Origin of the sequence: Neoroseomonas rubea, from assembly GCF_016106015.1 — a bacterium.
GTDB classification, from domain to species: Bacteria; Pseudomonadota; Alphaproteobacteria; order Acetobacterales; family Acetobacteraceae; genus Neoroseomonas; species Neoroseomonas rubea.
Window position 1 is genome coordinate 1 of sequence record NZ_JACADQ010000142.1, and the last position, 9,907, is coordinate 9,907.

Annotated in this window: 12 protein-coding genes and 1 pseudogene; 11 read left to right on the top strand and 2 right to left on the bottom strand. The window is 72.1% G+C overall.

What is annotated here, in order from left to right:
• On the bottom strand, positions 1-673 hold a 673-nt coding region (locus tag HW577_RS14145), incomplete at its 3' end, for a thiamine pyrophosphate-binding protein (RefSeq protein ID WP_198376783.1).
• 90 nt (positions 674-763) lie between these two features.
• Here HW577_RS14145 and HW577_RS14150 point away from each other — a divergent pair.
• From HW577_RS14150 to HW577_RS14185, 8 genes are read left to right on the top strand one after another with little or no spacing between them, the layout of a single operon-like run.
• Positions 764-1,501, top strand: a complete 738-nt coding sequence (locus HW577_RS14150) for a succinate dehydrogenase/fumarate reductase iron-sulfur subunit (RefSeq protein ID WP_198376784.1) — start codon at positions 764-766, stop codon at positions 1,499-1,501.
• Complete coding sequence (locus tag HW577_RS14155; RefSeq protein WP_198376785.1) at positions 1,498-1,857, top strand: succinate dehydrogenase/fumarate reductase transmembrane subunit; 360 nt, start codon at positions 1,498-1,500, stop codon at positions 1,855-1,857. Before HW577_RS14150 ends, HW577_RS14155 begins: the two co-directional genes overlap by 4 nt.
• Entirely contained in the window at positions 1,857-2,198 is a 342-nt protein-coding gene (locus tag HW577_RS14160; protein WP_232474932.1) for a succinate dehydrogenase/fumarate reductase transmembrane subunit, read from the top strand. The genes HW577_RS14155 and HW577_RS14160 overlap by 1 nt, the downstream gene beginning before the upstream one ends.
• Positions 2,188-2,919, top strand: a complete 732-nt coding sequence (locus tag HW577_RS14165) for a sulfite exporter TauE/SafE family protein (protein WP_198376786.1) — start codon at positions 2,188-2,190, stop codon at positions 2,917-2,919. Before HW577_RS14160 ends, HW577_RS14165 begins: the two co-directional genes overlap by 11 nt.
• A gap of 20 nt (positions 2,920-2,939) precedes the next feature.
• Positions 2,940-3,848 (top strand): fumarate hydratase, encoded by a 909-nt coding sequence (locus HW577_RS14170; protein ID WP_232474933.1) that lies wholly within the window; start codon positions 2,940-2,942, stop codon positions 3,846-3,848.
• A 4-nt stretch (positions 3,849-3,852) separates the two neighbouring features.
• Positions 3,853-4,461, top strand: coding sequence for a fumarate hydratase C-terminal domain-containing protein (locus tag HW577_RS14175; RefSeq protein ID WP_198376787.1), 609 nt, complete (start codon positions 3,853-3,855; stop codon positions 4,459-4,461).
• Entirely contained in the window at positions 4,458-4,661 is a 204-nt protein-coding gene (locus HW577_RS14180; protein WP_198376788.1) for a hypothetical protein, read from the top strand. Before HW577_RS14175 ends, HW577_RS14180 begins: the two co-directional genes overlap by 4 nt.
• Positions 4,658-6,391 (top strand): L-aspartate oxidase, encoded by a 1,734-nt coding sequence (locus tag HW577_RS14185; RefSeq protein ID WP_198376789.1) that lies wholly within the window; start codon positions 4,658-4,660, stop codon positions 6,389-6,391. Before HW577_RS14180 ends, HW577_RS14185 begins: the two co-directional genes overlap by 4 nt.
• On the opposite strand, the gene HW577_RS14190 is transcribed toward HW577_RS14185, so the two are convergent.
• Positions 6,342-7,847, bottom strand: coding sequence for an alpha/beta hydrolase (locus HW577_RS14190; protein ID WP_198376790.1), 1,506 nt, complete (start codon positions 7,845-7,847; stop codon positions 6,342-6,344). The genes HW577_RS14185 and HW577_RS14190 overlap by 50 nt on opposite strands.
• A gap of 208 nt (positions 7,848-8,055) precedes the next feature.
• Between HW577_RS14190 and HW577_RS14195 the strand changes: the two genes are divergently transcribed.
• The 3 genes and pseudogenes from HW577_RS14195 to HW577_RS14205 form a co-directional block, all read left to right on the top strand.
• Positions 8,056-8,760: a DUF547 domain-containing protein gene (locus HW577_RS14195; RefSeq protein ID WP_198376791.1), complete on the top strand. Its 705-nt coding sequence runs from the start codon at positions 8,056-8,058 to the stop codon at positions 8,758-8,760.
• A gap of 48 nt (positions 8,761-8,808) precedes the next feature.
• A complete protein-coding gene (locus HW577_RS14200) occupies positions 8,809-9,651 on the top strand; it encodes a phosphate/phosphite/phosphonate ABC transporter substrate-binding protein (protein WP_198376792.1) in 843 nt (280 codons plus the stop codon).
• A pseudogene (locus HW577_RS14205) lies at positions 9,651-9,907 on the top strand (phosphonate ABC transporter, permease protein PhnE); the annotation flags it as partial. The gene HW577_RS14200 and the pseudogene HW577_RS14205, both read left to right, overlap by 1 nt.

Genomic DNA, 9,907 nt, shown 5'->3' on the forward strand with positions numbered 1-9,907 from the left:
CCGCGATCGCGCCCCGCCCGGCAGGCGTGCAGAGCGCGGGCGGGGCGACCAGCACCGGGCGTTCCGCCCGCGTGATGACGGCGGCGATCGCCGCGGCGCTGTCGGCCGACAGCGCCGCGGGCGCGGCGGCATAGGCCGAGGGGCCGCGGATCGTCGGCGCCTCGATTTTCGCATCGAGCACGTCGGTCGGCAGGGAGAGATGCACCGGCCCGGGCCGGCCGCTGCGCGCGATGCGGATCGCGGAGGCGACCTCCTGCGCCAGCGCCTCGGGCGTGCTGGCGGTGAAGGACTTCTTGCAGACCGGCTCGGCCATGCGCGCCTGCGCGAGTTCCTGGAAAGCACCGAGGCCGAGTTCGGCGTTCGGCGCGTGGCCCGACAGCAGCAGCACCGGCACTTCCCCCGCGAGCGCCGTGGGCAGCGCGGCGACCGCGTTGGAATGCCCCTGCCCGCCCGTGACGAGGGCGACGCCGCATTCGCCGGTCAGCCGCGCCCAGGCATCGGCCATGTGGACCGCGGCCGCTTCGTGCCGCGTGTGGATGATCTCGATGCCCGAGCCGAGCAGCGCGTCATAGACCGGCATGATGTGGTTGCCGGACAGGCTGAAGATGCGGCTCGTGCCCGCCTGCTTCAGTGCCCGGACCAGGATGTCGGCGCCGCGGATCGTCTCGGCCATGGGTTTCCTCCTTCGCTTGCGCGCACCTCGCCATGGGCTGGACAGCCTGTCCAGCGCCGGTAGTCTCGGGCGCGTCCAGGGGAGAAGCGCATGGCCGAAGCGGCCAGCCTCAAGGTCAGCGTGTGGCGCGGCGGCGCGGATGGCGGCTTCGCGCGTTACGAGGTGCCGGCCCGCGCGAACCAGACCGTGCTCGACGTCGTCACGCACATCCAGCGCGAGATCGACCCTTCCCTCGCCTATCGCTTCGCCTGCCGCGTCGGCATGTGCGGGTCCTGCGCCATGACGGTGAACGGGCGGGCGCGCTGGACCTGCCGGACGCATGTGCGCAAGGTGGTCGATGCCGATGGCGCGCTGGAACTGCGCCCGCTCGCGAACCTGCCGGTGATCCGCGACCTCGCCGCCGACCTCGCGCCCTTCTTCGACAAGTGGCAGCGCGCGAAGGGATCCTTCCAGCCGAAGGACGCGCCCGATGGCGCGGTGCCCGAGGAGTTCGCGGTCGTGCCGCCGGGCAGCAAGGCGCGGCGGGAAGCCGATGCCGGCATCGAGTGCATCGGCTGTGCCGTCTGCTACGCCAGTTGCGACGTGGTCGCCTGGAACCCAGACTATCTCGGCCCGGCCGCGATGAACCGCGCCTGGACGCTGGTGAACGACGTGCGCGACGGCGCCCGGGCGGAACGGCTGGAGGCCGTCGCCGGCGATGCCGGCTGCCATTCCTGCCATTCGACGCAATCCTGCACGGAACGCTGCCCGAAGAACCTCGACCCTTCCTCGGCGATCGCCGGACTGAAGCGGACGCTGTTCTGGGACACGCTGCTGGGGCGGCGGTGAGCGACACGTCGCAGGCGCGGCGTGCCCGCGGACAGACACACCTCTGGGTCGTGCAGCGCGTCACGGCGATGCTGCTCGCCGTGGCCGTCACCGTGCATCTCGTCACCATCATCGGCGCGGTGCGCGGCGGGCTGAGCGCGGGAGAGATCCTCGGCCGGCTGCAGGGGCATGAGGGCTGGCTGATCTTCTACGTCGTCTTCGCACTCGCCGCCGGGCTGCACGGGGCGATCGGGCTGCGCGCCATCGCGGCCGAGACGATCGGCCTGCGCGGGCGCGCGGCGGATATCACCTGGCTGGCGGCGGGGCTCGCAACCGCGGCCTTCGGCATCCGCGCCGCGATCGGGCTGTATGCCTGATGGACATGCGCCCGCGCTCGCACCCGACCTGGATCGCCTTCCTGGTGCATCGCGTCTCCGGCCTGCTGCTCGCACTTTTCCTGCCGCTGCATTTCTGGGCGCTGGGCACGGCGATCCAGGGCGAGGCGCGGCTCGAGGGTTTTATCCGCTGGGCGGACAACCCGCTGGTCAAGGCGGCCGAGACGATCCTCGTCGTGCTGCTCGCCGCGCATCTGGCCGGCGGGTTGCGCGTGATGGCGCTGGAATTCCTCGGCTGGCGGCGGCGGCAGAAGGACATGGTCGCGGCCTCCGCCGGCCTCGCGCTGCTCGCCGGCCTGCTCTTCCTGCTCAATGTGGTCTGAGGCCGCGCTCGTCGCCGGGGCCTGCTTCGTCGCGGGCTTCTGCTCCGGCATGGCGGGCTTCGCCTTCGTGCTGGTGGCCGCGGGCATCCTGCTGCACGCGGTGCCGCCAACGCTGACTGCGCCGGTGCTGGTGCTCGGCAGCCTCATCTCCCAGGGCATGAGCCTGCCCATGCTGTGGAAGCAGATCGAATGGCCGCGCATGCGGTTCTTCGTGGGGCTCTCGCTGCTCGGCGTGCCGGTCGGGCTGCTGGTGCTCGCCCGCGGACCGGCGGGGATGATCGTGGGCTTCGTCGGCCTGCTGCTGGTGGTCTATGCCGGCTACATGCTGGCCCGCATCGCGCTGCGCATGGCGCCGCCGGAGGTGCGCGGCAGCCGCGCGGCGGATGGCGCGATCGGCTTCGCCTCGGGAATCCTGGGCGGCATCGGCGGCTACGTCGGCGCCCTGCCGGCAATGTGGTCGGACATCCAGGGCTGGCCCAAGGACCGGGCGCGGGCCTTCATGCAGCCCTTCATCGTCTTCATGCAGGCGCTGACCTCGGTGGGGCTGGCGCTGGCGGGTTTCTTCACCACGCAGTCGCTGATCCTGGCCGCGCTTGCCACCCCCGCGCTGGTGCTGGGCACCTGGCTGGGGCTGCGCGCCTATCGGGTGCTGCCCGCGCAGGGCTTCCGCGTGGTATTGCTGGGGCTGCTGCTGGTCTCGGGCATCTCGCTGCTGGTCTGAACGGGAGGGAAAGGCGCGCCATGACGCTGATGACGAAGCCGGGTGTCGAGCCGCTGCGGGTGGAGCCCGAGGCGATCGAGGAAGCGGCGAAGCTTCTGTATATCCGCGCCTGCAAGATCCTGCCGGACGACATCAAGGCCGGCTTCGCGCGGCTGGACGGCAGCGAGACGGATGCGACCGCGAAGACCATCCTCGCCACCATGATCGAGAACATCGGCGTGGCGGAACGGATGGACAATTTGCTCTGCCAGGACACGGGCATCCCGATCTTCAACGTCCTGGTCGGCCGCCACGTGCAGGTGGATGGCTGGGCGTTGAAGGAAGCGATCGCGCGGGGCACGGCGCGCGCGACGCGCGAGCACCCGCTGCGGTCTTCGGTCGTGCATCCCATCACCCGCAAGAACGAGCACACCTCCTGCGGGGAGCGCGTGCCCGTCATCAACATCGACTTCACCGATGCCGAGCGCGAATTGCGGCTCGAGATGATCCCGAAGGGCTCGGGGTCCGAGAACGGCTCCTTCCTGCAGATGCTGATCCCGGCCGATGGCGTCGCCGCGGTGAAGCGCTTCGTGGTGGACCGCGTGATCCAGGCCGGGGGAAAGGTCTGCCCGCCGACCATCGTCGGCGTCGGCGTCGGCGGCACGTCGGACCTGTGCATGCACCTTGCTAAGGTTGCGGCGACGCGGCCGCTCGGCTCGCGCTGCGCCGATGCGGAAGGGGCGAAGCTGGAGGCGGAGTTGAGCGAGGCGGTGAACGCGCTCGGCATCGGCCCGCAGGGGCTGGGCGGGGATTCCACCGCCTTCGCCGTGCATGTGGAAACGGCCGCGACGCACATCACGATGAATCCGGTGGCGGTGAACATCCAGTGCCATTCGGCGCGGCGTGCGAGCGCGACCTTCACCCCCGCCGGCATCGAGATCGGGTTCTAGGGCCATGGCGCATCACACCCTGCACATGCCGATCACCGAGGCGCAGGTCCGCGCGCTCCGCGCCGGCGACACGGTGACGCTCGAGGAAACGCTCTACGGCATCCGCGACGCGACGCAGATCCACATGTTCGACCATGGGCGGCGGACGAAGTTCGACCTGCGCGGCCATGCCGTGATCCACACCGCGCCGAACCTGCGCAAGGTGGAGCGGTCCGGCACGAACCATTCGGGCTATGAGGCGGTGTGCGTCGGCACCACCACGTCGGATCGCATGGAACGCTTCACCCGCCCGCTGATGGAACGGGAGGGCGTGCGCATCATCATCGGTAAGGGCGGGCTGCGGGAGGGATCGCTGGACGCGTTCCGCGACCTCGGCGGCGCCTACCTTGCCGTGGTCGGCGGCGCGGCGGCACTGGAGACGACCTGGATCGAGGCGGTGGAGGATGTCGACCTCGACGACCTCAACCCCGAGAGCCTCTACAAGTTCCGCATCAAGGGCTTCGGCCCGCTGCTGGTGGCGATGGATTCGCACGGCGGCAGCCTTTACGCCGCGGTGAACGCGGAAGCGGCGCGGCGGCGCCAGGCGGTGCTCGAAAGACTGGGGGCGGGATGATCAGCCTGGTCGCCCTGCCGCTGCTGTTCCTGATGCAGGTCATGCCGCCGCCGCTCGGGCACGTCACGATGGTGCTGGTCCTGGGGCGTGCCTTCGGCACGGGGGAGCGCGACCTGCCGGTGCCGGCCCCGCGCCCGCAATCCGCCCCGGCGGAGGACTGCGACTGCGGCGTGCCGTCCAGCCCACGAGGCCCCCGATGACCCCCATCACCCGCCGCCGCACCGACATCCTCGTCCTCGGCGCCGGCGGCGCCGGGCTGCTCGCGGCGCTCCACGCCAAGGACACGGCGCCGCAGCTCGAGGTGACCATCGCGGTCAAGGGCCTGCTCGGCAAATGCGGCTGCACCCGCATGGTCCAGGGAGGCTACAACGTGGCGATCGCCGCGGGGGATTCCGCCGAGCGCCACTTCATGGACACACTCGATGGCGGCAAGTGGCTGAACGACCAGGACCTCGCCTGGACGCTGGTGGTCGGCGCGCAGCGGCGCATCCGGGACCTGGAGAACCGCTGGGGCTGCTTCTTCGACCGCAACCCCGACGGCACCATCCACCAGAAGGCCTTCGCCGGGCAGACCTTCGACCGCACCGTGCACAAGGGCGACCTGACGGGCATCGAGATCGTCAACCGCCTGGCCGAGCAGGTCTGGGCGCGCGGCATCCAGCGCATGGAGGAACACCGCGCCGTAGCACTCATCCGCGCGAAGGACGGATCGCGCATCGCCGGCGTGCTGCTGCTGGACATGCGCACGGGGGGCCTCGTGTTCGTGCAGGCCAAGGCCGTGCTGCTGGGCACCGGCGGCGGGCCGACCATGTACAAGTATCACACGCCATCCGGCGACAAGGCCTGCGACGGCATGGCCATGGCGCTGCGCGCGGGGCTGAAGCTGCGCGACATGGAGATGGTGCAGTTCCACCCGACCGGCGTGCTGGCGGGGCCAGGAACGCGCATGTCCGGGACCATCATCGAGGAAGGGCTGCGCGGCGCCGGCGGCTACCTGCTCGGCGGCGACGGCGAGCGCTTCATGCACAAGTATGACCCGCGCGGCGAACGCGCGACGCGCGACATCGTCAGCCGGTCCATGCAGCGGGAGATCCTGGCCGGCAACGTGAACGCGGAAGGCGGCCTGTGGATCGAGATGGGCCATCTCGGCCCCGAGCGCGTCCGCCGCGAGTTCAAGGGCATGGTGGAACGCTGCGCCGACATGGGCTTCGACCTCGCCGCCGGCCGCGTGCCGGTGGTGCCGACCGCGCACTACATGATGGGCGGGCTGGTGTTCCGCGCCGATGGCAGCACCGACCTGCCGGGGCTTTTCGCGGCGGGCGAGGATACCGGCGGCGTGCACGGCGCGAACCGGCTGGGTGGCAACGGTGTCGCGAATTCCACCGTCTTCGGCGGCATCGCCGGCGATGCGATGGGCGCCTGGGTGCCGCGCGAAGGCGCCTTCGAGGATCCGGACGAAGCCGCGCTCGATGAGGCCGCCGCCTTCGTCGCCTCGCCTTTCGGCAGGCCGGCGAAGAACCTCTCGCCGATCCGCGACGCGCTGCTGGAGCTGATGTGGGACAAGGCCGGCATCCTGCGCGACGGGCCAGGGCTGGCCGAGGCGGCGCGCGGCCTCGATGCGCTGGAGGCGGAACTCGATGCCTCCGGCGTCGATGGCGCCAACCGCGCCTTCAACCTCACCTGGCATGACTGGCTGAACCTGAAGTCCCAGATGCTGGTCAGCCGCGCCATCGTGGCGGCGTCGCTCGCGCGCGAGGAATCCCGCGGCGCCCATTGGCGGGAGGATTTTCCGGACACGCGCGACGAGGCGCAGGGGCTGTCCGCGACGATCGCGACGCTCGCCGACGGGCGCATCGCGCTCGGCTGGCAGTCGGTCGCGTTCACGCGCCTGAGGCCCGGGGAAAGCCTCCTGCCCGCGGCGGCGGAATAGCACGCGGCGCCGCAGCCCCCGCGATCCGCGGTTCCTCCAGCAGCCAGAACAGGATGTTGTTGCGGAAGGTCGGGTCGCGCGTGATCTCGAGGTGCTCGCGCGGCAGGAACAGGGTGCGGCTGAAGCCGAGCGGGCTGCGCACCACCGGGTCGCGCGGGTCCTGCCCCTGGCGCAGGTCGAGCAGCGCCGAATCCCGCAGCACCAGCGCATCCCCCGGCGCCGTCGCGACCTGCACCACGCCGCCGCTGCCCGGGTCGGCCCGCATGCGGGACGCGGTCGGCATCGCATCGCCGGCGACGATCATCAATTCCGTCCCCGCGGGCAGGGCGACAGGCCGGTCCATCGCCGCGGCGAAGGCGCGCGCGCGGGCGACAAGCCTCCCCTGCAGCAGCAACGCAAGGCGCCGCCGCTCCGCCGGATCGCCCACGCCGGGCATCAGCGTCGCGAGATCCCGGTCGATATCCGCCTTGGCGAGCCCCCACCCCATGCGCCGCCAGGTGGCCGGGTCGTGCAGGTCGAGTACCTCCTCTCCCGCCATCACGGCACGGGCACGGGCGCGCGGCAGCAGCTGGTACATCGACGGAAAGGTGCCGAGGATCGCGGGGCTGTAGGCAGGCACGACCGGCGCGCCGAAATCCCGCCCATCGACCAGCGCCTTAAAGGCATCGAGCGAGCCTCCGTTCGGCGTGCCGATCTGGATCAGCCGCGCGATCAGCCCCGCCCCTTCGTAGGTCAGCGGCGGCAGCGCGCCATCCGCCGGCAGGTCCGCCCCGCCATACAGCATGGCGTAGCGCGCCACGAGCCCGCCCATGGAATGCGCCGCGATGTCGAACTTCACCGGCGCGTCGCGCACGCCGAAGCGCCGCGCGTACTCGCCCTGCACATAGGCCCGCTTCTCGCGCATGAAGTCCATCAGCCGCCGGGCGTTCGCCACATTGTCCTGCCGCCAGTCGTAGTCGAACTGGAAGCAGGTGAAGTGGTCGTCGCCGTAGCTGACCTCGCCGCCCAGGCCGAGCGCCTGGTCGCGGTATCCGCCGACGCCGAGGGTGCCGAGGATCTCCGCATAGGCCCGCAGCGCGATAGGGATGCCGGCGACGCGGATGCGCACGCGGTCGAGCACACCGTCCGGCCGCACCGCGGACCCAGGCGTCGCCATCATCTCGGTGAAGGGCAGGGCCACCAGCCGCGCCCCGTCCGGCGTCGCCGGATCGGCCGCGTTGCCGTCGAAGGCGCCCCAGACGATGCGGCCCGAGGCCGGGTCGCGCAGCCGGCTGCCGAGCAGGCCGGGGATGACGATGATCGGGTTGCGGTCGATGCCGTGGTGGCGGGCGGAGGGGTTGTAGATCAGGGCAAGGTCGGCCTGGGGCGCCGGCGCGCAGGCGGCGAGCGCGGTGGTGGCGCCGAGCGTACCCAGGACCAGCGCGCGCCGCGTCGAGGCAAGTCGGGGATCGGGCATCGCCTGCTTCCTGTGCACCGACACGGCTTCGCGCGGACGGTTCCGGCGGTTACGCCGGGGGCGGAGCGTAACCGCCGGCGCGGGCGCCGCGAAACCGCGACCGACCCACCCTGGAACCGGCCCATGACCGCCCCGCGCCGCACGATCCTGGCCCTTCCGGCCCTCGCCCTCGCCGCGCCGGCGCGCGGGGGACGGCTCGCTGGACGCGTTGCTCGCCAGGTATGTCTCGCTGCCGGCCGATGGCGTCGCGCGCGTCGCCTATGCGCGGTGGAAGGCGGCAGCCGCGGATATGGCGGCGCTCGAGGCCTGGATCGCCGCGGCCGCCGCGCGCCGCCCCTCCGCCATGGCGCGCGCCGAGGCCTTCGCCTTCTGGGCGAACCTGTACAATGCGCTGACGCTGAAGGTGGTGCTGGACCGCCATCCGGTGCGCTCGATTCGCGACATCCGCTCGACCGGCGTGCCCTTTGACCCGCGGCAGTTCAACGGGCCCTGGCGCACGCGGCTCGTCACCATCGAAGGCCGCGCGATGTCGCTCGACGACATCGAGCACGGGGTCATGCGCCCGACCTTCCGCGACCCGCGCGTGCATTACGCGGTGAACTGCGCCTCGATCGGCTGCCCCAACCTGCCCGCGCGCGCCTTCCGCGCCGCGACGCTGGAACGGGACCTGGACGAGGCCGCGCGCGCCTTCGTGAACCATCCGCGCGGCGTCACGGCGCTGGCCGATGGAAGGCTGCGCGTGTCCTCCATCTACCATTGGTTCCGCGAGGATTTCTCCGGCACCGAGGCGGGGGGCGTCGCGCATCTGCGCCAGCATGCCGCACCGCCGCTCGCCGCACGGCTCGCCGCCGCGACCGCCATCGCGGATCATGCCTATGACTGGGCGCTGAACGATGCGGGGCCGGGCGCGTAACCGCACATCCGATGGCGGCGAAGCCACCGCACCGACCAGGAGACCACCATGCATCGCCGCCCCCTGCTCGCCGCCGGCCTCGCCGTGGCGCTCACCCGCCCGTCGGTGGCCCAGGGGACGCCGCTGCGCTTCGCCGTCGGCCCCTTCCAGCCGACGGCGGGCGATACGCGCCGCGCCTTCGAGCCCTTCTTCGCGCGTCTCGCCGCCGCGCTCGGCCGGCGCTACGAATTGCGCGTCGCGACCGACTGGGCGGGCATCGCGGTCGCACTCGGTTCCGGTCAGGCAGATGCCGCCTGGATGGGGCCCTGGGGCTTCGTGCTCGCGCGCGCCCGGGCGGGGGCGGACGCGATCGCGACCGTCCTGTACCAGGGCCGCCCGACCTACCACGCCATCATCATCGCGAAGCCCGACCTGCCGATCGCCCGCTTCCCGGAGGATGCGCGCGGGATGTCGATCTCCTTCGCCGATGCGGGATCGACCAGCGGCTGGCTGATCCCGCAGCACTGGTTCCAGGCGCGCGGCATCGACCCGCGCAGCTTCTTCCGCTACCGCGACGGGGCGAGCCATGCGGCGAACGTGATCTCCGTCGCCTCGGGGCAGGTCGATCTCGCGACCGATTTCGACCGCAACCTCGATGCCATGGTCGCGGCGGGCCGCGTGCGCGCCGACCAGCTGCGCATCGTCTGGCGCAGCGACCCTCTGCCGAACGACGCGCTGGCGGTGCGCCGCGACCTCGACGCCGCGACGCGGGACGCGCTGCGCGCCGCCGCGCTCGCCACCACCGCCGGGCACCTGCCCACGAACTACACGGGCTGGGTGCCGGCGACACCCGAAACCTATGCGCCGATCGAGGCCGCCGGCCGCGCGCTCGGACGCCTGTCGCAATCCTGATGCGCGCGGCGGGCTGGATCGCGCTGTTCCTGGCCGTCCAGGCGGCCTGCGTCTGGTTGGTCGAGCCTGACCTCGCGCGACTGTGGCAGGGGCTGCCGCGGCTCGCGGGCTGGCTCGCCGGCGGCATACCGCCCGATTTCTCCGGCTTCGGCGACCTCGCGCGCCGGGCGGGGGAAACTGTGGCGCTCGCCACGCTGGGCACCACGGTCGCGGCCGTGCTGGCGGTGCCGCTCGCGCTGGCGGCCGCGCGGCCGGC

What these genes read in the sequence shown, in the direction of transcription:
- HW577_RS14190 (WP_198376790.1), bottom strand. Translation starts at nt 7,847, where the DNA reads ATGCCCGATCCCCGACTTGCCTCGACGCGGCGCGCGCTGGTCCTGGGT.
- HW577_RS14180 (WP_198376788.1), top strand. Translation starts at nt 4,458, where the DNA reads ATGATCAGCCTGGTCGCCCTGCCGCTGCTGTTCCTGATGCAGGTCATG.
- HW577_RS14160 (WP_232474932.1), top strand. Translation starts at nt 1,857, where the DNA reads ATGGACATGCGCCCGCGCTCGCACCCGACCTGGATCGCCTTCCTGGTG.
- HW577_RS14175 (WP_198376787.1), top strand. Translation starts at nt 3,853, where the DNA reads ATGGCGCATCACACCCTGCACATGCCGATCACCGAGGCGCAGGTCCGC.
- HW577_RS14165 (WP_198376786.1), top strand. Translation starts at nt 2,188, where the DNA reads ATGTGGTCTGAGGCCGCGCTCGTCGCCGGGGCCTGCTTCGTCGCGGGC.
- HW577_RS14185 (WP_198376789.1), top strand. Translation starts at nt 4,658, where the DNA reads ATGACCCCCATCACCCGCCGCCGCACCGACATCCTCGTCCTCGGCGCC.
- HW577_RS14150 (WP_198376784.1), top strand. Translation starts at nt 764, where the DNA reads ATGGCCGAAGCGGCCAGCCTCAAGGTCAGCGTGTGGCGCGGCGGCGCG.
- HW577_RS14170 (WP_232474933.1), top strand. Translation starts at nt 2,940, where the DNA reads ATGACGCTGATGACGAAGCCGGGTGTCGAGCCGCTGCGGGTGGAGCCC.
- HW577_RS14200 (WP_198376792.1), top strand. Translation starts at nt 8,809, where the DNA reads ATGCATCGCCGCCCCCTGCTCGCCGCCGGCCTCGCCGTGGCGCTCACC.